We start from the raw sequence: 25,435 nt of genomic DNA on the forward strand, positions 1-25,435 counted from the left end.
ACATGCTGTTGCTGGTCACCGGCTGCCTGGTGATCGGCCTGATCACTGGCTACTACGGCTGGAGTCTGGCGGCGGGCCTGGGCCTGTACCTGGCCTGGACGCTCAAGCAACTGCTGCGCCTGCACGAATGGCTGCGCCTGCACCAACCCGATGAAGCACCGCCCGACGGCTACGGCCTGTGGGGCGAGGTGTTCGACAGCATCTACCACCTGCAACGCCGCGACCAACGGGTACGCGGACGCCTGCAAGCGGTGATCGACCGCGTTCAGGAGTCCACCGCTGCGCTGAAAGACGCGGTGATCATGCTCGACAGCGACGGCAACCTGGAATGGTGGAACCGCGCCGCCGAAACCCTGCTCGGCCTCAAGACCCCGCAGGACAGCGGCCAACCGGTGACCAACCTGGTCCGCCATCCGCGCTTCAAGGAATACTTCGAGCAGGAAAGCTACGCCGAACCGCTGGAAATCCCCTCGCCGACCAACGATCGCGTACGCATCCAGCTGTACCTCACGCGCTACGGCAACAACGAACACTTGATGCTGGTGCGCGACGTCACGCGCATCCATCAGCTGGAACAGATGCGCAAAGACTTCATCGCCAACGTCTCCCATGAGCTGCGCACCCCGCTGACGGTGATCTGCGGCTACCTGGAAACCCTGCTCGACAACGTCGAGGAAGTGAACCCGCGCTGGAGCCGTGCCCTGCAGCAGATGCAGCAACAGGGCGGACGCATGCAGACCCTGCTCAACGACTTGCTGCTACTGGCCAAGCTGGAAGCCACCGATTACCCGTCGGACAACCAGCCGGTGCACATCGACACTTTGTTGCAGTCGATCAAGAGCGACGCCCAGCAGCTGTCAGGATCGAAGAATCAGAAAATCACCCTGGAAGCCGACACCAGCATTCTGCTCAAGGGTAGCGAGGCGGAACTGCGCAGTGCGTTTTCCAACCTGGTGTTCAACGCCGTCAAATACACCCCGGCCGAGGGCAATATCCGCATTCGCTGGTGGGGCGACGATCAAGGCGCACACCTCAGCGTGCAGGATTCCGGGATCGGCATCGACAGCAAACACCTGCCGCGCCTGACCGAACGCTTCTACCGCGTCGACTCCAGCCGCAACTCCAACACCGGCGGCACGGGCCTGGGTCTGGCCATCGTCAAACACGTGCTGCTGCGCCATCGCGCACGGATGGAGATCAGCAGCGTGCCCGGTCACGGCAGCACGTTCACCTGCCATTTCGCCCCGGCGCAGGTCGCTCAGGCACGGGTCATCAGCGCCGCTGAGTAATGCCGGACTAGGCAATCGCCAGGTCAGCCGCTACATTGGCTGACTTGCGCCTGCCTTTCAGGTGCGGATTTTTCTTTCTTTCGAATCACACGGAACCCGCAAAACTCCATCATGGACCCTTCCCCTGGCTTGTCCCTCGCAACAATATTCGCCGATTTCGGCATGATTCTTTTCGCTCTGATCCTGGTTTTGCTCAACGGCTTCTTCGTTGCGGCGGAATTCGCCATGGTCAAACTGCGCTCGACCCGGGTCGAAGCCATTGCTGAGCAGCACGGCTGGCGCGGGCACATTTTGCGCACGGTGCACAGCCAGCTCGATGCTTACCTCTCGGCGTGCCAGCTCGGTATCACCCTCGCCTCCCTCGGCCTGGGCTGGGTCGGTGAGCCGGCGTTTGCGCACATCCTCGAGCCGCTGTTGAGCGCGGTCGGCGTGCAATCGGCCGAAGTCGTCAAAGGCATTTCGTTCTTCACCGCGTTCTTCATCATTTCCTACCTGCACATCGTGGTCGGCGAACTCGCACCCAAATCCTGGGCGATCCGCAAACCCGAATTGCTGTCGCTGTGGACGGCGGTGCCGCTGTACTTGTTCTACTGGGCCATGTACCCGGCGATCTACCTGCTCAACGCCAGCGCCAACACCATCCTGCGCATTGCGGGGCAAGGTGAACCCGGCCCGCATCACGAGCACCATTACAGCCGCGAAGAACTGAAACTGATCCTGCACTCCAGCCGTGGCCAGGACCCGAGCGACCAGGGCATGCGCGTGCTGGCCTCGGCGGTGGAAATGGGCGAGCTGGAAGTGGTCGACTGGGCCAACTCCCGGGAAGACCTGATCACCCTCGAATTCAACGCCCCGCTGAAAGAAATCCTGGCGATGTTCCGTCGCCACAAGTTCAGCCGTTATCCGGTGTACGACAGCGAGCGCAAGGAATTCGTCGGCCTGCTGCACATCAAGGACCTGCTGCTTGAACTGGCGGCGCTGGATCACATTCCCGAGTCGTTCAACCTCGCCGAACTGACCCGTCCGCTGGAGCGCGTGTCGCGGCACATGCCGCTGTCGCAGCTGCTGGAACAGTTCCGCAAGGGCGGCTCGCACTTCGCCGTGGTCGAAGAAGCCGACGGCAACATCATCGGCTACCTGACCATGGAAGACGTGCTGGAAGTGCTGGTCGGCGATATCCAGGACGAACACCGCAAAGCCGAGCGCGGCATCCTCGCCTACCAGCCGGGCAAGTTGCTGGTACGGGGCGATACGCCGTTGTTCAAGGTCGAGCGCCTGCTGGGGATCGACCTGGATCACATCGAAGCCGAAACCCTCGCCGGGCTGATCTACGAAACCCTGAAACGGGTGCCGGAAGAGGAAGAAGTGCTGGAAGTCGAAGGCCTGCGGATCATCATCAAGAAGATGAAAGGTCCGAAGATCATTCTGGCCAAGGTGCTGATGCTGGACTGACGGGGTTTACTGCTTGCCCAACGCAAAGTTGGGCAACGCCCCCAGCGGCTGGTTGAACTGATACGGAATCGACACCAGCCCCATTCCGGTATTGCGCTGCACCACAAAGTGCAGGTGCGGGCCGCTGCTGTTGCCGGTGTTGCCGGACAGCGCCAGCGGACTGCCCACCGCCACTCGCTGCCCTTCGCGCACACTCACCGATCCTTGCTTGAGGTGCAGGTACACGCCCATCGTGCCGTCGTCGTGCAGTATCCGCACGAAGTTGCCGGAGGGATCGGTGCCACGCCCGTTCTGGGAATTCTCGGTCTTCACTACCACCCCGGCGCGAGCCGCGATGATCGGCGTACCGACCGGCATGGCAATGTCCATCGCGTATTTGTTCTTCGGCCCGAAGTGGCTGTAATCGCCATTGGCGCCCTGACTGAGGCGGAACGGCCCGCCACGCCACGGAAACGGATAGCGATAGCCCTGTGCGGCGCCAGCGGGGTCACCGAGGGAATACTGGAACATCGGCGTGTACACCAGCGGCTTGCCACCGGACACCGCCGTCAGCAGCGCCAGCCGCGTATTGCTGCGCGCCGGCAGCACCCGGCGGATCGTTTGAGCCGGCGCGCCACGCACGTTGCTCATCCCGGTAAACGCCAGCGCAACCTCGACCGGCGCGTACAGGTCGTTGCGCACGAACACCACGTCCGCGCCCTTCTGCTTCTTGATGTCGAGATAGACCTGGCGCTCGAGGCGCTCGACCATCCGGTCCTGAAACACGAACACCTGGGAGCCTTTGCTCGGACGGTCGCTGTACGAAACCACTCCGTTGGCATCGGTGGATTTGTAGATCGTCATGGCCACAGTCGAGGTGGAGGCCATGAACAGACCACAGAAAAACAGCAGACGCAGGGGCATGGGCAAAAGTTCTGTCGAGTAAGGCCTGGGAATGAGCCTAGCAGCTGAAGCAGACCAGGCTAGTCGACAGATGTTTCAAATTGGCAGGTGCAGGAGATGATCGTCCCCACGCTCTGCGTGGGGATGCAGCCCGGGACGCTCTGCGTCCCATGCGTGAGGACGCAGAGCGTCCCTTGAGGCATTCCCACGCGGAGCGTGGAAACGATCAATGTCAGGCGACGAAGATTACGCGCCCGGAACGAAGTGCTTCTGCGCCGTGCCGCGGGCGATCAGGCGGGAGATGTAGTCGAGCTTCTGCGCGTCCTGGTCGACGAAGCGGAAGGTCAGTTGCAGCCAGTCGCTGTCGGGTTTCGGCTCGTGGGCGACGACGGCGTGCAGGTAGCCGTTGAGGCGGGCGATTTCGGCGTTGTCGCCCTGCTCCAGATCGAGCACGGCGCTGTCGAGGATCTGCGGCAGGGTGTCGGTGCGTTTCACCACCAGCAGCGCTTCCTTGATGCTCAGGGCCTTGATCACGCATTGCTGAGTGCCGCTCGGCAGGCGCAGTTGACCCTGGCCACGACCGCCGGCCGGAGCGCTGGAGGCTGCCGGAGCTTTCACAGGCGGGCTGTTGAGCAGACCACGCTGTGGCGCGGCGGCAGGTGCCGGGGCCGCAGCGGCAGGCTTGGCAAACGGATTTACAGCCGCAGCGGTCGGTGCGGAACCGACCACGGCAGCCTTGCCGCCGGTCAACGCGCTCAGGGAGTCGTTGCCGAACGCCGAGTTCATCTTGGTCGGGGCGCTGTTCATCAGGGTGTCGAGCTTGCCGACCTTGTTCAGGGCCTGCTTGACCTTGGTCAGCAGTTGCTCGTTGGTGAACGGCTTGCTGACGTAACCGGTGACGCCGGCCTGGATCGCCTGCACGACGTTTTCCTTGTCGCCACGGCTGGTGACCATGATGAACGGCATGGTCTTGAGGTTGTCCTGCTCACGACACCAGGTCAGCAGTTCGAGGCCGGACATTTCCGGCATTTCCCAGTCGCACAGCACCAGGTCGAAAGCTTCCTTGGCCAGCATGGCCTGGGCCTTCTTGCCGTTGATGGCGTCCTCGGTGCGGATCCCCGGGAAGTAATTACGCAGGCACTTTTTCACCAGGTCACGAATGAACGATGCATCGTCCACGACCAACACACTGATCTTGCTCATCCAACACCCCTATTAAAATCCCGGCAAGCATAACGCTGGCTGATGGCACATTGCCAAAACTCTTCAGTCACGCCGGGACTTTTCGTTCGCGGGTGCTGCTTTTTAATTCGCTTCTGCCCATGAAAAGCAGAAACAAAAACGCCCGGCCAAAGGGCCGGGCGCTTTTCTCAGGCAATCTTACTTATCGTCAGCATCGCCCGGAACATTAGCGGTTTCGCCACTTGTCCCTTCAACTTCTTCCTTCATGCGCTTGAGGCCCATGTGCCGCACATCGGTGCCGCGCACCAGATAAATCACAAGCTCCGAGATGTTGCGCGCGTGGTCGCCGATCCGCTCCAGCGAACGCAGCACCCAGATAATGCTCAAGACCCGCGAGATAGAGCGCGGGTCTTCCATCATGTAAGTCGCCAGCTCGCGCAGGGCGGTCTTGTATTCGCGGTCGATGATCTTGTCGTACTGCGCCACCGACAGCGCCAGATCGGCGTCGAAACGGGCAAAGGCATCCAGCGCATCACGCACCATGTTGCGCACCTGGTCGCCGATATGGCGAACCTCGACGTAACCGCGCGGCGCTTCGCCTTCTTCGCACAACTGGATCGCACGGCGGGCGATCTTGGTCGCTTCGTCGCCGATGCGCTCAAGGTCGATCACCGACTTGGAGATGCTGATGATCAGACGCAGGTCGGAAGCCGCCGGCTGACGACGGGCCAGAATGCGCAGGCATTCTTCGTCGATGTTGCGTTCCATCTGGTTGATCTGGTCGTCGATCTCGCGCACTTGCTGGGCCAGGCCCGAGTCGGCCTCGATCAGCGCGGTGACCGCGTCGTTGACCTGCTTCTCGACCAGCCCGCCCATGGCCAGCAGGTGGCTGCGCACTTCTTCCAGTTCGGCGTTGAACTGCGCGGAAATGTGATGGGTAAGGCCTTCTTTACTAATCATGTTGGCGTCCTTGGAGCGTCCGGTAAGGTGCGGCGGGCCGCAGCGTCAATTCTGTGAATAACCCGCAACTGTCAGCCGTAACGACCGGTGATGTAGTCTTCGGTCTGCTTCTTGGCCGGATTGGTGAACAGGGTATCGGTGTCGCCGAATTCCACCAGTTTGCCCATGTACATGAACGCCGTGTAGTCGGACACCCGCGCCGCCTGCTGCATGTTGTGGGTCACGATGACGATGGTGAACTTGGATTTGAGCTCGTAGATCAGCTCTTCGACTTTCAGGGTCGAGATCGGGTCGAGCGCCGAGCACGGTTCGTCGAGCAGTAGCACTTCCGGTTCCACGGCGATGGTACGGGCGATCACCAGACGTTGTTGCTGACCACCGGACAGGCCAAGGGCCGAGTCATGCAGACGGTCTTTGACTTCGTCCCACAGGGCCGCGCCTTTCAACGCCCACTCGACGGCTTCGTCGAGGATGCGCTTCTTGTTGATGCCCTGGATGCGCAGGCCGTAGACCACGTTTTCGTAGATGGTCTTCGGGAACGGGTTAGGCTTCTGGAACACCATACCGACCCGGCGGCGCAGCTCGGCCACGTCTTCGCCCTTGCGGTAGATGTTGTTGCCGTACAGGTTGATCGCGCCTTCGACGCGGCAGCCATCCACCAGGTCGTTCATACGGTTGAAGGTCCGCAGCAGCGTGGACTTGCCGCAGCCGGACGGGCCGATGAAGGCGGTCACGCGCTGTTTCGGAATGTTCATGCTGACGTCGTACAGCGCTTGTTTCTCGCCGTAGAACAGGCTCAGGCCCGGCACTTCGATGGCCACGGTTTCCTGTTCGAGGTTCAGGCTCTGCTTGTCGCGGCCCAGGGCAGACATGTTGATGCCGTAGGTATGTGTTTCGTGCTGCATGGGAGATCCCCTGTGCTAACAAATTCGGTTCGGTTGGCTGCCGGAATCTAGACCGGCAGCCCTTCAATTCTTGTGACGGCGATCAGCTGTCCAGCGCCTTGTACTTCTCGCGCAAGTGGTTACGGATGTACACCGCCGACAGGTTCAGGGTGGCGATCACCAGCACCAGCAACAGCGCCGTGGCGTACACCAGCGGCCGCGCGGCCTCGACGTTCGGGCTCTGGAAGCCGACGTCGTAGATGTGGAAGCCCAGGTGCATGATCTTCTGATCCAGGTGCAGATACGGGTAGTTGCCGTCCACCGGCAGCGACGGCGCCAGTTTCACCACACCCACCAGCATCAGCGGCGCCACTTCACCGGCGGCACGAGCCACCGCGAGGATCATGCCGGTCATCATCGCCGGACTGGCCATCGGCAGAACGATCTTCCACAGGGTTTCAGCCTTGGTCGCGCCCAGAGCCAGCGAGCCCTCACGCACGGTGCGCGGGATACGCGCCAGACCTTCTTCAGTGGCCACGATCACCACCGGCACCGCCAGCAGCGCCAGGGTCAACGAAGCCCAGAGCAGACCCGGGGTACCGAAGGTCGGTGCCGGCAGCGCTTCAGGGAAGAACAGACGGTCGAGCGAGCCACCCAGCACGTAGACGAAGAAGCCCAGACCGAACACGCCGTAAACAATCGCCGGAACACCCGCCAGGTTGTTCACCGCGATCCGGATAACCCGGGTCAGGGTGTTCTGCTTGGCGTATTCACGCAGGTACACCGCCGCCAGCACGCCGAACGGGGTCACGATCATCGCCATGATCAGGGTCATCATCACGGTGCCGAAGATCGCCGGGAAAATCCCGCCTTCGGTGTTCGCTTCACGCGGGTCGTCGGACAGGAATTCCCAGACCTTGCTGAAGTAGAAACCGATCTTGGTGAACGTACCCATCGCGTTCGGCTGGTAGGCGTGAACCACTTTGCCCAGGCCGATTTCGATTTCCTTGCCGTTCGCATCACGAGCGGTCAAGGCGTCACGGTTGAACTGCGCGTGCAGGTCGGCCAGACGGGCTTCGATGTCCTGATAGCGAGCGTTCAGCTCGGCGCGCTCGGATTCCATGTCCGCTTGCGCGGTGGCATCGAGCTTGCCTTCCAGCTCCAGCTTGCGACCGTGCAGACGGATGCGCTCGAGGCCGGCGTTGATCGCGCCGATGTCGGTTTTTTCCAGCGACTTGAGCTGCGCCGCGAGGCCGTTCACGCGGTTGATCCGCGCTTGCAGTTCAGGCCAGGCCGCTTCGCCTTCGGCAATCACCTTGCCGTCCTGTTTGACGTTGACCAGGTAGCCGTAGAAGTTGCCCCACTCACGACGCTCCAGCGCCATCAGTTCCACCGGCGTGGTCTGGTTGGTCAGCCACTCGCCGACGATCCAGGTGAAGTCGTTGCCGTTCAGGTCACGGTTGCCGACCTTGATCAGCTCGCGGGTCATGAATTCCGGACCTTCGTCCGGCACCGGCAGGCCGGCGCTCTTCAGACGGGCGCGCGGCACTTCTTCTTTCTGCACCACTTCGCCCACGACCAGATGCTGGCCCTGGCCCGGTACGTCATAGCTGGCGTGGATCAGATCCGCCGGCCAGAAGTGACCCAGACCGCGCACGGCGATTACCGCCAGCAGGCCAATGGTCATGATGACCGCGATGGACACCGCGCCACCGCTGATCCAGACGCCCGGGGCGCCGCTCTTGAACCATCCTTTCAGGGAGTTCTGTTTCACAGACTTCTACCTTTGCTTAAAGCGACGAGTATTTCTTGCGCAGACGCTGACGAATCAGTTCCGCGAGGGTGTTCATGACGAAGGTGAACAACAGCAGCACCAGCGCCGAGAGGAACAGCACGCGGTAGTGGCTGCCGCCGACTTCCGACTCCGGCATTTCCACCGCGACGTTGGCGGCCAGGGTGCGCAGGCCTTCGAACAGGTTCATTTCCATGACCGGGGTGTTGCCGGTGGCCATCAGCACGATCATGGTTTCGCCGACCGCACGGCCCATGCCGATCATCAGCGCCGAGAAAATGCCCGGGCTGGCGGTCAGGATCACCACGCGAGTCATGGTCTGCCACGGTGTGGCACCGAGGGCCAGCGAGCCCAGGGTCAGGCCGCGCGGCACGCTGAACACGGCGTCTTCGGCGATCGAGTAGATGTTCGGGATCACCGCAAAACCCATGGCCAGACCGACCACCAGAGCGTTGCGCTGGTCGTAGGTGATGCCCAGGTCGTGGGAGATCCACATGCGCATGTCACCGCCGAAGAACCAGTTCTCCATGAACGGGCTCATGTACAGCGACAGCCAGCCCACAAACAGGATCACCGGAATCAGCAGCGCACTTTCCCAGCCGTCCGGGACTTTCAGGCGGATCGATTCAGGCAGACGGCTGAAGGTGAAACCGGCGATCAGGATGCCGATCGGCAGCAACATCAGCAGGCTGAAGATGCCCGGCAGATGCCCTTCCACGTATGGCGCGAGGAACAGGCCGGCGAAGAAACCGAGGATCACCGTCGGCATCGCTTCCATCAGCTCGATCACCGGTTTGACCTTGCGGCGCATGCCCGGGGCCATGAAGTACGCGGTGTAGATCGCAGCGGCGACGGCCAGCGGTGCAGCCAGCAGCATCGCGTAGAACGCGGCTTTCAGGGTGCCGAAGGTCAGTGGCGACAGGCTCAGTTTCGGTTCGAAATCGGTGTTGGCCGCAGTCGATTGCCAGACGTATTTAGGCTCGTCGTAGTTCTCGTACCAGACCTTGCTCCACAGCGCGCTCCACGAAACTTCCGGGTGCGGGTTGTCGAGCAGCAGCGGTTGCAGCTTGCCGCCGGCTTCGACGATCACGCGGTTGGCGCGCGGCGACAGGCCGAACAGGCCCTGGCCTTCGACGACTTGATCGACCAGCAAGGTGCGGTGCGCGGTGCTGTGGAACACGCCGAGCTTGCCGCTGGCATCCAGGGCCAGGAAGCCCTTGCGACGTTCCTCGGCGGAAATTTCAACGATCGGCGTGGTGCCCATCTGGAAGGTGCGGATCTGCTTCAGACGCAGCTCGCCATCGGTGTCGCGGGCCATGAACCACTGGGCCAGGCCACCTTTGGAGTCACCGACGATCAGTGAGATGCCACCGACCAGTTGCGTGGTCGCAGTGACTTCAGCGTCAGCGTTTTCCAGCAGTTTGTAGCGACCGTTGAGGCTCTTGTCGCGCAGGCTGAACACGTCGGCCTGGGCACGCCCGTTGACCACGTACAGCCACTGCTGGCGCGGGTCGACGAAGATGTTTTTCACCGGCTCGGTCATCTGCGGCAGATCGATACGCTTCTGCTCGTTGGTGACTTCGCCGGTCATCATGTTTTCTTCGCTGGTCAGCGACAGCACATTGAGTTGCGAACCGGTGGAGCCGACCAGCATCAGGGTCGAATCGGTGGCGTTGAGGCTGACGTGCTCCAGCGCACCGCCGCCTTCGTTCAGCGCGATCGGTGCATCGCCGTACGGATACTCGATGGCCGGGGTGATGGTTTTCTTGCCATCCGGGTAGCTGACTTTATAAGTGTGACGGAACACCAGCGCCTGACCGTTGGACAGGCCCACGGCCACCAGCGGATGGCCCGGCTGGTCTTCGCCGATGGAGGTCACACTGGCGCCTGCCGGCAAAGGCAGATCGACGCGCTTCAATTCAGCGCCACTGTCGATGTCGAAGAACAGCGCCTGGCCCTTGTCGGAAACGCGCATGGCCACCTGATTCTGCTCTTCGAGCGAAATCATCAGCGGCTTGCCGGCGTCCTGCATCCAGGCCGGGGTGATTGCATCTTTCGCGCTCAGGTCAGCACCTTTGAACAGCGGCGCGACCACGTAGGCGAGGAAAAAGAAGATCAGGGTGATGGCTGCCAGCACCGCCAGACCGCCGACGAGGACGTACCAGCGGGTGAAGCGATCCTTGAGCGCGCGAATGCGGCGCTTGCGTTGCAACTCAGGCGTATTGAAGTCAATGCGCTTGGGAGGGTTCGTAGTCATTTTGGAATTGGCCAGATCATTCATGCGCACACCCTAGCGATCCTGTATGACAGAAAGATGACAATGCAGTGACGCACCAAATCCGCCGCCAGCAGGGCACTGGCAGTGGATAGAAGAATTCGGGGAGTGTGGGGGCCGGGCCGCTTGCGGGCCGGGCCCCACACGTGAGTCAGGCGGGGTTCACCCCTGACTCAGTTTGTTACTTTTTTGCGACTTCAGCGCCGCCTTCCTGCAGACCCAGGTCAGCCAGTGCTTTTGCAGCAACCTTGGCTGGCAGCGGGATGTAGCCGTCTTTCACGACCACTTCCTGGCCCTGTTTCGACAGAACCAGTTTCACGAACTCGGCTTCCAGCGGGGCCAGAGGCTTGTTCGGGGCTTTGTTGACGTACACGTACAGGAAACGCGACAGCGGGTACTTGCCGTTCAGGGCGTTTTCTTCGGTGTCTTCGATGAAGTCAGTGCTGCCCTTCTTCGACAGAGCAACGGTTTTCACGCTGGCGGTCTTGTAGCCGATGCCCGAGTAACCGATGCCGTTCAGCGAGGAGCTGATCGACTGCACGACCGAAGCCGAGCCTGGTTGTTCGTTGACGTTAGGCTTGTAGTCGCCTTTGCACAGGGCTTCTTCCTTGAAGTAGCCGTAGGTGCCGGATACCGAGTTGCGACCGAACAGTTGAACCGGCTTGTTGGCCAGGTCGCCGGTCACGCCCAGGTCACCCCAGGTTTTCACGTCGGTCTTGGCGCCGCACAGACGGGTGGACGAGAAGATCGCGTCAACCTGTTCCATGGTCAGGTGCTGGATCGGGTTGTCCTTGTGTACGAAGACAGCCAGGGCGTCCACGGCAACCGGGATGGCGGTTGGCTTGTAGCCGTATTTCTGTTCGAAGGCTGCCAGTTCGGTGTCCTTCATCTTGCGGCTCATCGGGCCCAGGTTGGAGGTGCCTTCAGTCAGCGCAGGTGGCGCGGTGGCGGAGCCAGCGGCCTGAATCTGGATGTTTACGTTCGGGTATTCTTTTTTGTAGTTCTCAGCCCAGAGGGTCATGAGGTTGGCCAGGGTATCGGAGCCGACGCTGGACAGGTTGCCCGACACACCAGTGGTCTTGGTGTAGCTCGGGATAGCAGGGTCAACAGCGGCAACCGCGTTGGCAGTCGCAACGCCAGCAGCGACAAAAGTCATTGCCGCCATCAAACGCTTCAGTTTCATGCCTTACTCCTAGCAGATAGGGTGTGTTAAGTCGGGGCCAAGTATCAGCAGGCCGTGTGAACACTCTATGGCTGAAATATGACAATTGGATGAAAGGCCAGCATCCCTGTCGGAAGGCTGGCCTTTCAGTTGTAACCGCAAGTGTGAAGGTGGTTTAGCGACCTTTGCTCCAGAGCCACGCGCCGACCAGGATCCCCATCCCGCACAGCACCGCCACATAGTAGGCAGGCCCCATCGCGCTTTCTTTCAGCAACAGGCTGACCACCATCGGGGTCAGGCCGCCGAAGATCGCGTAAGCGACGTTATAAGAGAAGGACAGACCGCTGAAGCGCACCACCGGCGGGAACGCTTTGACCATCACATAAGGCACCGCGCCGATGGTGCCGACCAGGAAACCGGTCAGCGCATACAGCGGGAACAGCCAGTTCGGGTGATCGGCGAGGCTGTGATAGAAGGTCCAGGAACTGGCCAGCAAACCCAGGCAACCGAACACGAACACGCGACCGGCACCGAAGCGATCGGCCAGCGCGCCGGAAATGATGCAGCCGAAGCTCAGGAACACGATCGCCAGGCTATTGGATTGCAACGCGGTGGTCGGCGAGAAGTGATAGACCGTTTGCAGCACGGTCGGGGTCATCAGGATCACCACGACGATGCCGGCGGACAGCAACCAGGTCAGCAGCATCGAGACTGCAATCGCCCCGCGATGGTCACGCAGCACCGCGCGCAGCGGCACTTCTTCGGCCAGCGCCTTGCGTTGTTGCAGTTCGGCGAACACCGGGGTCTCGTGCAGCCAGCGGCGCAGGTAAACCGAGAACAGACCGAACACGCCGCCGAGCAGGAACGGAATCCGCCAGGCGTAATCCGAAACTTCCGTTTGCGTATAAATGCTGTTGATCGCGGTGGCGACCAGCGAGCCGAGCAGGATGCCCGCCGTCAGGCCGCTAGTCAGGGTGCCGCAGGCGTAGCCGATGTGCTTGCCGGGTACGTGTTCGGAAACGAAGACCCAAGCCCCCGGCACCTCACCGCCAATCGCCGCGCCCTGAATGACGCGCATCAACAGCAGCAGGATCGGTGCCCACATGCCGATCTGCGCGTAGGTCGGCAGCAGGCCCATGATCAGGGTCGGCACGGCCATCATGAAAATGCTCAGGGTGAACATCTTCTTGCGTCCCAGCAGGTCGCCGAAGTGCGCCATGACGATCCCGCCCAGCGGCCGTGCGAGGTAGCCGGCGGCGAAGATGCCGAAGGTCTGCATCAGACGCAGCCACTCGGGCATGTCGGCCGGGAAGAACAATTTGCCGACCACGGTGGCGAAGAACACGAAGATGATGAAATCGTAGAACTCCAGCGCGCCCCCCAGGGCCGAAAGCGACAGAGTCTTGTAGTCATTGCGGGTCAACGGTCGTGCGGGTTGGTCGGGCTGCGCGAGGCTCGAGGGCGCTGTGGTCATGGCAAGGTCTTCTCTTATAGTCGGATCTGCCGCCACAACAACGCTGGCTGTGGCTCGGGCAGGTTCGGCACCATAGCAAATTGTTCGAAAAAGCACATAGAGGCGCGTATTTGCCGGTCGAAATCAGAACCGGACGGTCGTCGCGGAGTCTACCGACCGATATACTCGCAACCTTGCTCCGGTTTGTAAGGGGTTGCTGTGCGAAAACGTCGTTGGCCCGACCCTTGCTCGGGATTAGCCGGTTTCGCAGAGTTTCTCCTTAGGCGCCTGATGGAAAACGTGACGAACGTAGTATGTTCGGTGCTGAATCGTTTTTCCCGAAGACGGCTACCACCAGCAATACCCAACGAAGAGTCACGGGTCAGAGGCACCCCCGGCATGATAGAGCTCGAACAAGAAGATCCGATCCCGCAAGGCGACCTGGCCCTGCAAATCACCGCGCTTCCCCGCGAAACCAACGGCTTCGGCGATATTTTCGGCGGCTGGCTGGTGGCGCAGATGGACCTGGCCGGCACTGCCATGGCCAGCCGTGTTGCCGGTGGCCGTGTTGCGACAGTGGCCATTGATCGCATGGCGTTTCTGGTGCCGGTGGCTGTCGGCGCGCAATTGTCCTTTTATACCCAGACCCTGGAAATCGGCCGCAGCTCGATCCAGATGATGGTCGAGGTGTGGAGCGACGATCCGCTGTCCAGCGAGTGGCGTAAAGTGACCGAAGCGGTGTTCGTGTTCGTCGCCATCGATGGCAGCGGCCGCACCCGTTCGGTTCCGCCACGCGCACGTTAAACCTCGCGGCCGTTTCACGGTCGATAGTCGTCCAAGTTGCTGATCGAGAGTTGTCCCATGAACACGCCCAACGTTGAAGCCGTGAAACTGGATGAACTGAACTGCTGGCGCATCCGCCACGGTCAGGCCGAAGTGCTGGTGGCCCAGCAAGGCGCGCACATCCTCAGTTATCAGGTGGACGGCCAGCCGCCGCTGATCTGGCTGAACGACAAGGCCGTGTTCAAGACCGGCAAGAGCATCCGCGCCGGCGTGCCGGTGTGCTGGCCGTGGTTCGGCGTCTTCGCCCGCAACCCGCAGAGCGTGCAGGCAATGCGCGTCAGCGAAGAACCGGCCGCCGCCCACGGGTTTGTCCGGGCGATGGATTGGGAACTGGGCGGTATCGAAACCGAAGGTGAAAGCCTCAAGGTCGAGTTCAAGCTGCCCTACCCCGAAGGTGGCTTTCCGGGCTGGCCGCATCAGGTCGACCTGACCCTGACCCTGCGCCTCGACGATCAGTTGCACATCAGCCTGACCAGCCACAACCGTGGTGCCGACACCGTCAGCATCAGCCAGGCGCTGCACAGCTATTTCGCGGTCAGCGATGTGCGCAACGTGCGCGTCGAAGGCGTCGATGGCCTGGATTACATCGAGACCCTCGACGACTGGAAGACTCACACCCAGCAAGGCGACCTGCGTTTTGCCGGGGAAACCGACCGCATCTATCTCGACGCTCCGCCGCAACTGAGCATCGTCGATCCGGCCTGGGAACGGCGCATCGTGCTGACCGCCAGCGGTTCACGTACGGCGGTGATCTGGAACCCGTGGATCGACCGCGCCGCTGCGCTTAGTGACATGGACAACGATGGCTGGCAGCGCATGCTCTGCATCGAGACGGCAAACGTGATGAACGACGTGGTGAACCTGGCACCGGATGCCCGCCACACCATGGGTGTCAGCGTCGGCAGCAAGCCGCTTTAACCAACACCGCAAAACCCATTGTGGGAGGGGGCTTGCTCCCGAAGACAGTGTCTCAGTCGACGAATCCATTGACTGATCCACCGCCTTCGGGAGCAAGCCCCCTCCCACATTTGTTATGAGCAGGTTTTAGAGATCCGATTCCTGCACCACCCGCACCTTGTCCGCCTCCAGCGCATACGCCGCATCGGCCAGATCATTGCTGACCTTCTCGATCTTCAGCGTGCCGGTCACCCACAGAGGCGTGTAGATATCATCCAGCTTCAAGCCTTTCGGATAACGCACCAGCACCAGTTGATTCGGCGGCGGTGGCGGCACGTGGATGCACGCGCCCGGGTACGGCACGAGGAAGAACAGCGTGCTGCGGCCCTTGGCGTCGGACTCCAGCGGCACTGGATAACCACCGATGCGGATGTGTTTGTCGTTCATCGACGCCACGGTCTTGGTCGAATACATCACCGCCGGCAAACCTTTGGCCTGCTTCATCCCGCCTTTCTGGGTGAAGGTGCCGGTGGCTTCCGGGGAGTTGTGGTCGATTTCAGGCATTGCCTCGAGGGCTTTCTGATCCGACTTGGGCATCAGTTCCAACCAGTCGGTTTCCGGCAGATCGCCGGCGTGGGCCAGACCGCTGCCCAGCAAAAGGAGAGTCAACAGAAGACGGCGCATGAAGGTGCTCGGTAAAGGATGCTCGAATAAGGAGGGAACGCTGAATCGCCGAGCATTCTAGCCCTCCCCGCCGGATTGGCAGAGAGGGCTTTGTCGCTTTGGATCAGTTCTTTTTGATCAGGCCGTAGATCACCAGCAACACGATCGCGCCAACCAGCGCGCCGATGAAGCCGGCGCCCTGACCCGCCTGATAGATGCCCAGGGCCTGGCCGCCGTAAGTGGCTGCCAGCGAACCGCCGATACCGAGCAGGATGGTCATGATCCAGCCCATGCTGTCATCGCCCGGTTTCAGGAACCGCGCCAGCAGGCCGACGATGAGGCCGATAAAGATGGTTCCGATAATTCCCATGGCATTTCCCTCTGAATGGTAGATATGCGATGAAGCCTAGTCAGACTTTCGCATCCTGCCATCAGAGAACGGCGGCCCCGCAATGGTTCCGCCGCTGCCAGATGAAACTGTCGTTACTCGGCGATCAGCGCTTCGACCTTGAGGATCTGCTGCTCGAGGGTCGCCTTGTCCTTGCAGCGCAGGTTGGCGTGGCCGACCTTGCGCCCGGCCTTGAAGGCCTTGCCGTAGTGATGCAGATGGCAATCGTCGATGGCGATGACCTTCTCGACCGGCGGAACCACACCGATGAAGTTGAGCATCGCGCTCTCGCCGACCTTGGCGGTCGAACCCAGCGGCAGACCGGCAACGGCCCGCAGATGGTTTTCGAACTGGCTGCACTCGGCGCCTTCGGTGGTCCAGTGCCCGGAGTTGTGCACGCGCGGGGCGATTTCGTTGGCCTTGAGGCCGCCGTCGACTTCAAAGAACTCGAACGCCATCACGCCGACGTAGTTCAGCTGCTTGAGCACACGGCTGGAATAGTCTTCGGCCAGAGCCTGCAGCGGGTGATCGGTGCTGGCAACGGACAGCTTGAGGATGCCGCTGTCGTGGGTGTTGTGCACCAATGGATAGAACTTCGTCTCGCCATCACGGGCACGCACGGCGATCAGCGACACTTCACCGGTGAACGGCACGAAGCCTTCCAGCAGGCAGGCCACGCTGCCCAGCTCGGCGAACGTACCGACCACGTCTTCCGGCTTGCGCAGGACTTTCTGGCCCTTGCCGTCGTAACCCAGGGTGCGGGTCTTCAGCACGGCCGGCAGGCCGATCGACGCAACGGCGGCGTCCAGATCAGCTTGCGACTGGATGTCGGCGAACGCCGGGGTCGGAATCCCCAAGTCCTTGAACATGCTCTTTTCGAACCAGCGGTCGCGAGCGATGCGCAGGGCTTCGGCGCTCGGGTAGACCGGCACGAATTGCGAAAGGAAGGCCACGGTTTCAGCCGGAACGCTTTCGAACTCGAAGGTCACCAGATCGACTTCATCGGCCAACTGGCGCAGATGATCCTGATCGCCGTAATCGGCCCGCAGGTGTTCGCCCAGCGCAGCGGCGCAAGCGTCCGGCGCAGGGTCGAGGAAAGCGAAGTTCATGCCCAGCGGGGTACCCGCCAGGGCCAACATGCGACCCAACTGGCCGCCACCGATTACACCGATCTTCATCTCAACAACCTCAGGCAATACGTGGGTCTGGATTGTCCAGGACGCTGTCTGTCTGCTCGGCACGGAAGGTTTTCAGTACCGCGTGGAATTGTGGATGCTTGGCGCCCAGGATGCTCGCCGACAGCAGGGCTGCGTTGATCGCACCGGCCTTGCCGATGGCCAAGGTGGCAACCGGAATACCGGCCGGCATCTGCACGATCGACAGCAGCGAGTCGACACCCGAAAGCATCGCCGACTGCACCGGCACGCCCAGCACCGGCAGGTGGGTCTTGGCCGCACACATGCCTGGCAGGTGGGCTGCGCCACCGGCACCGGCGATGATCACCTCGATGCCGCGGCCTTCAGCCTCTTCGGCGTACTGGAACAGCAGATCCGGGGTGCGGTGGGCGGAAACCACCTTGACCTCGTAAGGGATGCCGAGCTTTTCCAGCATATCGGCGGTGTGGCTAAGGGTGGACCAATCGGACTTGGAGCCCATGATCACGCCAACCAGTGCACTCATCGTCGCGCCTCTTCTCTCTGGGCGCCCGCAGGCGCGTCAAAAACAACAAGCCACGCAGGATGCGTGGCTTGTTGTAGGAAAAATGGCCGGACGAACCGGCCGAAGGCCGCGCAGTATACCGCAAAGAAAGCAATAAACAGCCCCCGTTGCGACCATCTGTCATCTGCCGCAAAAGCCCGGTTTTATTGACTCGAAGGTCAGTGGCCGGGACATGTTTCACGCACCGGCCGGACCTTGCGCCGCACCGCCTTCCAGCTTTCGCCACAACAACCGCACATTGGCCTTGCGCACCAGCGCACAGCGGTACAAGCGAATCTCCAGCGGTACATGCCATTGCGAGCCGCCACAAACTACCAGTTCGCCCCGGGCCAGTTCGGCACGCACACTCAATTGCGGCACCCAAGCAATGCCGAGGCCTTCCAGCGCCATGCTTTTCAGGCTGTCGGCCATGGCCGTTTCATAGATCGTGGTGAAGCGCAGCTGACGCTGACGCAGCAAGCCGTTCACCGAACGCCCGAGAAACGCCCCGGCGCTGTACGCCAGCAACGGCACACTGCCCTCGCCTTCCAGATCGAACAGCGGCTTGCCATTGGCATCCGCCGCACATACCGGAAGCATTTCAGTCTGGCCCAGGTGCAGCGACGGAAAGATTTCCGGGTCCATCTGCATGGCCGCGTCCGGGTCATAGAACGCCAGCATCAGATCGCAACCGCCCTCACGCAGCGCGTGCACCGCGTCGCCAACGTTGGTCGCCACCAGCCGGGTAGCGATGTTCAGGCCTTCGTTGCGCAATTGCGCGATCCAGCGCGGGAAGAAACCGAGCGCCAGCGAGTGCGCCGCCGCGACCTGGATCACTTCGCCCTGCCCACCCTCCAGATGATGAAGATGACGCAACACTTCACCGAGCTGTTCGACCACCGTGCGCGCGGTCACCAGGAACAGTTGCCCCGCCGCCGTCAGCTCGATCGGCGTGCGCGAGCGGTTGACCAGCGTCAGGCCCAGCGCCGCTTCCAGGCTGCGGATCCGCCGGCTGAAGGCCGGCTGGGTCACGAAGCGCCGTTCGGCCGCCTGCGAGAAGCTGCGGGTGGCGGCCAGAGCACTGAAGTCCTCGAGCCATTTGCTTTCCAGATTCATCACGTCCTCCCGGACACGCACCAAAACAGGTCACACGTCTGCCGCGCACGCGGCGTCACACGGGCATTATGCCGAATGTGCATAGGGCAGTGTTTAACAGCATTGGCCCAAAAATTCCCACAAGCCTAGCATTCGCAGCGTTCCGGCACAGACCGGGTCCATATCGAGATGATTTCTATCATGTCCTCCGCTGCATCATTCCGCACAGAAAACGACCTGCTTGGCACCCTCGAAGTCCCTGCTCAAGCGTATTACGGCATCCAGACCCTGCGAGCGGTGAACAACTTCCGCCTCTCGGGCGTTCCGATTTCGCACTACCCGAAGCTGGTTGTCGGTCTGGCGATGGTCAAACAGGCCGCCGCTGACGCCAACCGCGAGCTGGGTCACCTGAGCGAAGCCAAGCACGCTGCCATCAGCGAAGCCTGTGCACGTCTGATCCGCGGCGATTTCCACGAAGAGTTCGTGGTCGACATGATTCAAGGTGGCGCCGGTACTTCCACCAACATGAACGCCAACGAAGTGATCGCCAACATTGCTCTTGAAGCGATGGGTCACCAGAAAGGCGAGTACCAGTACCTGCACCCGAACGACGACGTGAACATGGCGCAGTCGACCAACGACGCCTACCCGACCGCGATCCGTCTGGGTCTGCTGCTGGGTCACGACGCGCTGCTGGCCAGCCTCGACAGCCTGATTCAGGCGTTCGCGGCCAAGGGTGAAGAATTCAACCACGTCCTGAAGATGGGCCGTACCCAGCTGCAAGACGCCGTACCGATGACTTTGGGTCAAGAATTCCGCGCTTTCGCCACCACCATGGGCGAAGACCTGGCCCGTCTGAAGACGCTGGCCCCGGAGCTGCTGACCGAAGTGAACCTGGGCGGCACCGCGATCGGTACCGGCATCAACGCCGACCCGCGTTATCAGGCCCTGGCCGTACAGCGCCTGGCGCTGATCAGCGGTCAACCGCTGGTTCCGGCCGCCGACCTGATCGAAGCCACCTCCGACATGGGCGCCTTCGTGCTGTTCTCCGGCATGCTCAAGCGCACCGCGGTCAAGCTGTCGAAGATCTGCAACGACCTGCGCCTGCTGTCCAGCGGCCCGCGCACCGGCATCAACGAAATCAACCTGCCGGCGCGTCAGCCAGGCAGCTCGATCATGCCAGGCAAGGTCAACCCGGTTATCCCGGAAGCCGTGAACCAGGTGGCATTCCAGGTCATCGGTAACGATCTGGCGCTGACCATGGCAGCCGAAGGCGGCCAACTGCAACTGAACGTGATGGAGCCACTGATCGCTTTCAAGATCCTCGACTCGATCCGTCTGCTGCAACGCGCCATGGACATGCTGCGCGAGCACTGCATCGTCGGCATCACCGCCAACGAAGCGCGCTGCCGCGAACTGGTCGAACACTCGATCGGTCTGGTCACCGCACTGAACCCGTACATCGGCTACAAAAACGCCACCCGCATCGCCCGTATCGCCCTTGAAAGCGGCCGCGGCGTGCTGGAACTGGTGCGCGAAGAAGGTCTGCTCGACGAAGCCATGCTCGCCGACATCCTGCGCCCGGAAAACATGATTGCTCCGCGTCTGGTGCCTCTGAAGGCCTGATCCGACGCGTTACTTGTAGCACCGCTCACCAGGTCGAGGGACTAGACACCTCTCACCTTTTGAGGGCTTGGGGATGATTCCCCGAGCCCTTTTTTTTAACTGTTTGAACCTGAGAACCGTATGTATGGAAGCTGACCGCAAATCAGCTTTCACACAAACCCGACGCCGGTAACGTCGGGTGTTTCAAAGCTTCGTTTCGTCGCTCGCACCACAACCGTGCAGACGGGCGCCGCACTGATCGGTATAGTGCCGCCCCTCTTCGCGTGAGCGGTCGTCGGTAACGAGGCCATAACCCATGCGAAACCCGAACTAATAACAAACCCGCGATATGGATCCGGGACGAAACCCTCGCCTCGCCTGTTGTGCCGCGCGCACACCGGTGTAACGCGATGTTTCCGACCATCCAGCATTTGCTTACACAATAAACAGCGAGGAAAAATCCATGCTCGAAGTCATCAACGACTTCCTCTCAGGGAAAGTACTGATCGTGCTCATTGTCGGGCTCGGTAGCTACTTCACGATTCGCTCGCGTTTCGTTCAATTGCGCCATTTCTTCCACATGTTCGCGGTGTTCCGCGACAGCCTCAAAGGCAGCGCCGGTCAACTCAGCTCGTTCCAGGCCCTGATGCTCAGCCTCGCCGGCCGCGTCGGTGCAGGCAACATCGCCGGTGTCGGCATCGCCGTGACCCTCGGTGGTCCGGGTGCGGTGTTCTGGATGTGGGTGACCGCACTGGTCGGCATGTCCAGCAGCTTCTTCGAATGTACGCTGGCCCAGGTCTACAAGCGCGCCGATGGCGACGGCCTGTACCGTGGCGGTCCGGCTTACTACATCCAGCACGGCCTGAAACTCAAAGGCATGGCGGTGGTGTTCTCGATCCTGCTGCTGGTCACCTACGGCTTCGCCTTCATCGGCCTGCAGTCCTACACCGTGACCCACTCGCTGCAGAACGCCTTTGCCTTTGATCCGCAACACACCGGTATCGTCCTGGCTGTGCTGCTGGCCATTACCTTCATCGGCGGCATCAAGCGCATCGCTTCGGTGTCCGACCTGCTGGTTCCGATCAAGACCCTGGCCTACATCGGCGTGACCCTGTACGTGATCGGCACCCAGATCGAACACGTGCCAGCCATGCTGGAAACCATCTTCAAGAGCGCCTTCGGTCTCGACCCGGCCTTCGGCGGCCTGCTCGGCAGCGCAATCGTGATGGGCGTGAAACGTGGCGTGTTCGCCAACGAAGCGGGCCTGGGCAGTGCGCCGAACGTCGCCGCCGTGGCGGCCGTGAAGCACCCGGGCGCTCAAGGCGTGGTTCAGGCGTTCAGCGTGTTCCTCGACACCTTCGTGATCTGCACCTGCACCGCGCTGCTGATCCTGCTGTCGGGCTTCTACACCCCGGGCTTCGAAGGTGACGGCATCGTCCTGACCCAGAACTCGCTGGCCGCCGTGGTCGGTGACTGGGGCCGCATGTTCGTCAGCGTCGCACTGTCGCTGTTCGTCTTCACTTGCATCCTCTACAACTACTACCTGGGCGAAAACAGCCTGCAGTTCCTCACCCGCAACCGCGCTGCGCTGATGACGTTCCGCGGCCTGGTGCTGGCGCTGGTGGTCTGGGGTTCGATGCAGGACCTGTCGACCGTGTTCGCCTTCGCCGACATCACCATGACCTGCCTGGCCTTCGTCAACCTGGTGGCCCTGGCCATGCTGTTCAAGGTCGGCATGCGCGTGATGCGCGACTACGACGCGCAACGCCGCGCCGGCGTCAGCCAGCCGGTGTTCGACTCCAGCAAGTTCAGCGATCTGGACCTGGACCTGAAAGCCTGGCCGGCCAATCCGCCGGCCGACACTCAGGCTGACGCTCAGCCGCAAGGCATCCCCGCAGCGCAACGCTGATCGGGTAAAAACCGGGCGCAGGTCTTGCGCCCGGCGTGACACAAGCAGCGGTCGGCGTCATGCTCGACCGCATGCTGTCCTCGTTCAGGAGAACTCCCCATGAATTCCTCGACCTACCCTGCCGCCCAGCACGTCATGGTGCTGTACACCGGTGGCACCATCGGCATGCAGGCCAGCGCCAATGGCCTGGCCCCGGCGTCCGGTTTCGAAGCGCGGATGCGCGATTACCTGCACAGCCAGCCTGAGCTGGTGGTACCGCAGTGGCGCTTTCGCGAGATGTCGCCGCTGATCGACAGCGCCAACATGACCCCGGCCTACTGGCAGCAACTGCGTGAAGCGGTGGTCGACGCCGTCGATGTGCAAGGCTGCGACAGCGTGTTGATCCTGCACGGCACCGACACCCTGGCCTACAGCGCTGCCGCCATGAGCTTTCAGCTGCTGGGCCTGCATGCCCGCGTGTGCTTCACCGGCTCGATGCTGCCGGCCGGCGTTACCGACAGCGACGCCTGGGAAAACCTCAGCGGCGCACTGGTCGCCCTCGGCCACGGTCTGGCGCCGGGCGTGCACCTGTATTTCCACGGCGAATTGCTGGCGCCGACCCGTTGCGCGAAAGTGCGCAGCTTCGGCCGTCATCCGTTCAAACGTCTGGAGCGTCAGGGCGGCGGCGTGAAAGCCACTTCCCTGCCGGCAGCGCTGAACTACAACCAGCCCAAGCAACTGGCCAAAGTGGCCGTGCTGCCACTGTTCCCGGGCATCGGCGCCGAGATCATCGACGGCCTGCTCGACAGCGGCATTCAGGGTCTGGTGCTGGAGTGCTACGGCAGCGGCACCGGGCCGAGCGATAACCCGCAATTCCTCGCCAGCCTCGGCCGGGCGCGGGATAACGGCGTGGTTGTGGTTGCAGTCACGCAGTGCCATGAAGGCGGTGTCGAGCTGGATGTGTATGAAGCCGGCAGCCGCTTGCGTGGCGTTGGTGTGTTGTCCGGTGGAGGGATGACCCGCGAGGCGGCGTTCGGCAAGTTGCACGGTTTATTAGGGACAACTCTGGAAACAAACGAAGTCCGTAGTCTGATAGAACTCGATCTGTGCGGCGAACTGACGCAAGTCTAATCCCACTCTTAAATACATGAAAACCATAACCCACTCTTAGGCATTAATGGGTTATGGTTGGATCAGCATTAAACAAAATCGAAAATAATATCTTCGATATTTACAACCGGTGAACCGCTCATCATTTTCGCATTGCCGCCACCATAATATCTATTGCCTACAGCATCGTGCGAAACCTTGATTTTCCCTTCTACCCACGAATATGTTTCTCCCCCCTCTTCTTTATAACTAACCAATGCACTGTCAGGCCCCAATTCCTGTCCAAAATTTCGTTCTTCAACAACGAGAATAATACCGCTTTCAAAAATATCATCTCCGCTTCCGAACATAATGATCCAGCTCACTCCCTTAATGATTTTCCAGAGAGGCAGATCAATTGGGCTGCCGTCAGCCATAGCCTTCAAACGGCCAGTCAAATTCGTCTTCGATCCATTTCCGACACTCAGGCTTTCTTGAACCAACTTTTCAAAACCAGACTTTTCCATGACAAACACCTTTTTCGTGAATTAGAATTCGCCAGCAATTCGAAAGTAGCTAAAACAGCCTCAGAGTCAAGAAAAAACCCTAAAAAAACCAAATAACTTTATTCACATACAAAAACACGACCAACGGTTAACTCTCCTGTCAAAACCTGCAACTTCTGACAGTGGCGGCTTTAAAATATCAACATTATTCTATTCAGGCGCCTGCCTGAATTCTCGAACTAACCCACTTCTATTATTCAAATTTCATATTATCGAAAGTCCTTCTTGAATATTTTACGGCACATAACTTGCTAAAAAATCATCACATCCAGACTGGACGTTCCCAATGCTCCACTCCCACCTCACCACCCTCAACGCCGTCTCCCTGGTGCTCAACACCTTCAGGGATCAGGGCCTGTCCAGCGAAGCACTGCTGGCCGGCAGCGGCATCAGCGCGGCGGATCTGAGCCGGGCCGATACGCGCATAACCACCAACCAGGAGATGCAGGTCTGCGCCAACGCCGTCGCGCTCAAGCATGACATTGGCCTGGAACTGGGCCGGCGCATGCACGTTTCCTGCTACGGCATCCTCGGTTACGCGCTACTGACCTGTGCCACCTTCGGTGACGCTTTGCGGCTGGCGATCCGTTATCCGGCGCTGCTGGGAACACTTTTCGAACTGAGCCTGGAAGACGACGGCGAGCGTGTCTGGTTCGTCGCCGCCGATTATCGCGAGAGCCCGGCGATGGCGGTGTTCAACGCGGAGTTCTGTCTGGTGTCGCTGAAAGTCATCTGCGATGACCTGCTCGGCCATCCGCTACCGCTGCTCGCCACCCGCTTCGAGCACACCGCGCCAGACTATCGCGACAGCTACGCCGAACACTTCAAGGCGCCGCTGCACTTCGGCGCCAAGGACAACGCCTTCGCCTTCGACCGGCGCTGGCTCGACCAGCCGCTGCCGCTGGCCGACATCATCACCCACCAGGCCATGGCCGAACGCTGCCGCAAACAGAACACCGAGTTCACCGGCCGCCAGGCGTGGCTGGGGCGGATCCGACAGTTGCTCAGCGCGCAACTCAACGCCGCGCCGGGGCTGGAAGGTCTGGCACAGCAGATGAACTGCTCGCCGCGCACCTTGCGCCGGCATCTGAAGGACATGGGCTGCAGTTATCAGGAGCTGCTCGACGAACTGCGTTTCGAGCGGGCCAAGCAGATGCTTTGCGAGGATCAGTTGCCGATCTACCGCATCGCCGAAACCCTCGGCTTCAGCGAGACCGCGAGCTTCCGCCATGCCTTCGTACGCTGGAGCGGCGTGGCACCGAGTCAGTTCCGGCCACACGGTTAAACCGTCGAGGGGCGATATCAGGTCAGCATTTTTGGCCACATCGATCCCCTTTTGGCCTCTCTGGCCGTTCTCCGATTCGCCCCGCGC

General features: G+C 61.2%; 22 protein-coding genes. 8 read left to right on the forward strand and 14 right to left on the reverse strand.

Annotation, left to right across the window (positions count from 1 at the left end; genetic code table 11):
- Positions 1 to 2 precede the first annotated feature (2 nt).
- Positions 3 to 1,289 (forward strand): phosphate regulon sensor histidine kinase PhoR, encoded by a 1,287-nt coding sequence (phoR, locus tag LOY31_RS28830; protein WP_232253752.1) that lies wholly within the window; start codon positions 3 to 5, stop codon positions 1,287 to 1,289.
- A gap of 111 nt (positions 1,290 to 1,400) precedes the next feature.
- Complete coding sequence (locus LOY31_RS28835; RefSeq protein ID WP_007954342.1) at positions 1,401 to 2,741, forward strand: hemolysin family protein; 1,341 nt, start codon at positions 1,401 to 1,403, stop codon at positions 2,739 to 2,741.
- Positions 2,742 to 2,747: 6 nt separating this feature from the next.
- Here LOY31_RS28835 and LOY31_RS28840 read toward each other — a convergent pair whose 3' ends face one another.
- From LOY31_RS28840 to LOY31_RS28875, 8 genes are all read right to left on the reverse strand, one after another.
- Positions 2,748 to 3,644, reverse strand: coding sequence for a M23 family metallopeptidase (locus tag LOY31_RS28840; RefSeq protein WP_007954336.1), 897 nt, complete (start codon positions 3,642 to 3,644; stop codon positions 2,748 to 2,750).
- A gap of 225 nt (positions 3,645 to 3,869) precedes the next feature.
- Positions 3,870 to 4,826, reverse strand: a complete 957-nt coding sequence (locus LOY31_RS28845) for a response regulator (protein ID WP_064379783.1) — start codon at positions 4,824 to 4,826, stop codon at positions 3,870 to 3,872.
- A gap of 177 nt (positions 4,827 to 5,003) precedes the next feature.
- The gene (phoU, locus tag LOY31_RS28850; protein ID WP_007954334.1) at positions 5,004 to 5,765 is read right to left on the reverse strand and encodes a phosphate signaling complex protein PhoU; all 762 of its coding nucleotides are present in this window, start codon (positions 5,763 to 5,765) and stop codon (positions 5,004 to 5,006) included.
- 71 nt (positions 5,766 to 5,836) lie between these two features.
- Positions 5,837 to 6,670: a phosphate ABC transporter ATP-binding protein PstB gene (pstB, locus tag LOY31_RS28855; protein ID WP_221534015.1), complete on the reverse strand. Its 834-nt coding sequence runs from the start codon at positions 6,668 to 6,670 to the stop codon at positions 5,837 to 5,839.
- An 82-nt stretch (positions 6,671 to 6,752) separates the two neighbouring features.
- Positions 6,753 to 8,423, reverse strand: coding sequence for a phosphate ABC transporter permease PstA (gene pstA / locus LOY31_RS28860; protein ID WP_127800691.1), 1,671 nt, complete (start codon positions 8,421 to 8,423; stop codon positions 6,753 to 6,755).
- A 16-nt stretch (positions 8,424 to 8,439) separates the two neighbouring features.
- The gene (locus LOY31_RS28865) at positions 8,440 to 10,473 is read right to left on the reverse strand and encodes an ABC transporter permease subunit (protein WP_221534069.1); all 2,034 of its coding nucleotides are present in this window, start codon (positions 10,471 to 10,473) and stop codon (positions 8,440 to 8,442) included.
- A 424-nt stretch (positions 10,474 to 10,897) separates the two neighbouring features.
- A complete protein-coding gene (locus LOY31_RS28870) occupies positions 10,898 to 11,899 on the reverse strand; it encodes a phosphate ABC transporter substrate-binding protein PstS (protein ID WP_007954316.1) in 1,002 nt (333 codons plus the stop codon).
- Between the two features lie 154 nt (positions 11,900 to 12,053).
- Entirely contained in the window at positions 12,054 to 13,352 is a 1,299-nt protein-coding gene (locus tag LOY31_RS28875; protein WP_085606203.1) for an MFS transporter, read from the reverse strand.
- 378 nt (positions 13,353 to 13,730) lie between these two features.
- On the opposite strand from LOY31_RS28875, the gene LOY31_RS28880 reads away from it, so the two are divergent.
- Positions 13,731 to 14,135, forward strand: a complete 405-nt coding sequence (locus LOY31_RS28880; protein WP_003229628.1) for an acyl-CoA thioesterase — start codon at positions 13,731 to 13,733, stop codon at positions 14,133 to 14,135.
- A 57-nt stretch (positions 14,136 to 14,192) separates the two neighbouring features.
- Complete coding sequence (locus tag LOY31_RS28885; RefSeq protein WP_085606205.1) at positions 14,193 to 15,092, forward strand: D-hexose-6-phosphate mutarotase; 900 nt, start codon at positions 14,193 to 14,195, stop codon at positions 15,090 to 15,092.
- Between the two features lie 126 nt (positions 15,093 to 15,218).
- Here the strand turns inward: LOY31_RS28885 and LOY31_RS28890 are convergent, their stop codons facing one another.
- The 5 genes from LOY31_RS28890 to LOY31_RS28910 all read right to left on the reverse strand — a co-directional run bounded on the left by LOY31_RS28890 (position 15,219) and on the right by LOY31_RS28910 (position 18,936).
- Positions 15,219 to 15,755, reverse strand: coding sequence for a DUF3299 domain-containing protein (locus LOY31_RS28890; RefSeq protein WP_085606207.1), 537 nt, complete (start codon positions 15,753 to 15,755; stop codon positions 15,219 to 15,221).
- A 103-nt stretch (positions 15,756 to 15,858) separates the two neighbouring features.
- Entirely contained in the window at positions 15,859 to 16,104 is a 246-nt protein-coding gene (locus LOY31_RS28895) for a GlsB/YeaQ/YmgE family stress response membrane protein (protein WP_003229635.1), read from the reverse strand.
- A 113-nt stretch (positions 16,105 to 16,217) separates the two neighbouring features.
- A complete protein-coding gene (locus LOY31_RS28900) occupies positions 16,218 to 17,300 on the reverse strand; it encodes a 5-(carboxyamino)imidazole ribonucleotide synthase (RefSeq protein WP_007954299.1) in 1,083 nt (360 codons plus the stop codon).
- Positions 17,301 to 17,310: 10 nt separating this feature from the next.
- Positions 17,311 to 17,802 carry a 5-(carboxyamino)imidazole ribonucleotide mutase gene (gene purE, locus LOY31_RS28905; RefSeq protein ID WP_007954291.1) on the reverse strand — a complete coding sequence of 164 codons (492 nt, stop codon included), beginning with the start codon at positions 17,800 to 17,802 and terminating at the stop codon, positions 17,311 to 17,313.
- A gap of 216 nt (positions 17,803 to 18,018) precedes the next feature.
- Positions 18,019 to 18,936 (reverse strand): LysR substrate-binding domain-containing protein, encoded by a 918-nt coding sequence (locus tag LOY31_RS28910; protein ID WP_258712631.1) that lies wholly within the window; start codon positions 18,934 to 18,936, stop codon positions 18,019 to 18,021.
- 180 nt (positions 18,937 to 19,116) lie between these two features.
- On the opposite strand from LOY31_RS28910, the gene aspA reads away from it, so the two are divergent.
- The 3 genes from aspA to LOY31_RS28925 all read left to right on the forward strand — a co-directional run bounded on the left by aspA (position 19,117) and on the right by LOY31_RS28925 (position 23,539).
- Complete coding sequence (aspA, locus tag LOY31_RS28915) at positions 19,117 to 20,541, forward strand: aspartate ammonia-lyase (RefSeq protein ID WP_039765095.1); 1,425 nt, start codon at positions 19,117 to 19,119, stop codon at positions 20,539 to 20,541.
- A 442-nt stretch (positions 20,542 to 20,983) separates the two neighbouring features.
- Complete coding sequence (locus LOY31_RS28920; protein WP_085606209.1) at positions 20,984 to 22,429, forward strand: sodium:alanine symporter family protein; 1,446 nt, start codon at positions 20,984 to 20,986, stop codon at positions 22,427 to 22,429.
- A gap of 99 nt (positions 22,430 to 22,528) precedes the next feature.
- The gene (locus LOY31_RS28925; RefSeq protein WP_221534014.1) at positions 22,529 to 23,539 is read left to right on the forward strand and encodes an asparaginase; all 1,011 of its coding nucleotides are present in this window, start codon (positions 22,529 to 22,531) and stop codon (positions 23,537 to 23,539) included.
- A 68-nt stretch (positions 23,540 to 23,607) separates the two neighbouring features.
- Here the strand turns inward: LOY31_RS28925 and LOY31_RS28930 are convergent, their stop codons facing one another.
- Positions 23,608 to 24,024 (reverse strand): hypothetical protein, encoded by a 417-nt coding sequence (locus LOY31_RS28930; RefSeq protein ID WP_221534013.1) that lies wholly within the window; start codon positions 24,022 to 24,024, stop codon positions 23,608 to 23,610.
- A 325-nt stretch (positions 24,025 to 24,349) separates the two neighbouring features.
- Here LOY31_RS28930 and LOY31_RS28935 point away from each other — a divergent pair, with 325 nt between their 5' ends.
- A complete protein-coding gene (locus LOY31_RS28935) occupies positions 24,350 to 25,348 on the forward strand; it encodes an AraC family transcriptional regulator (protein WP_085606215.1) in 999 nt (332 codons plus the stop codon).
- Positions 25,349 to 25,435 lie beyond the last annotated feature (87 nt).

Source organism: Pseudomonas sp. B21-021 (genome assembly GCF_024749205.1).
GTDB classification, from domain to species: Bacteria; Pseudomonadota; Gammaproteobacteria; order Pseudomonadales; family Pseudomonadaceae; genus Aquipseudomonas; species Aquipseudomonas paraglycinae.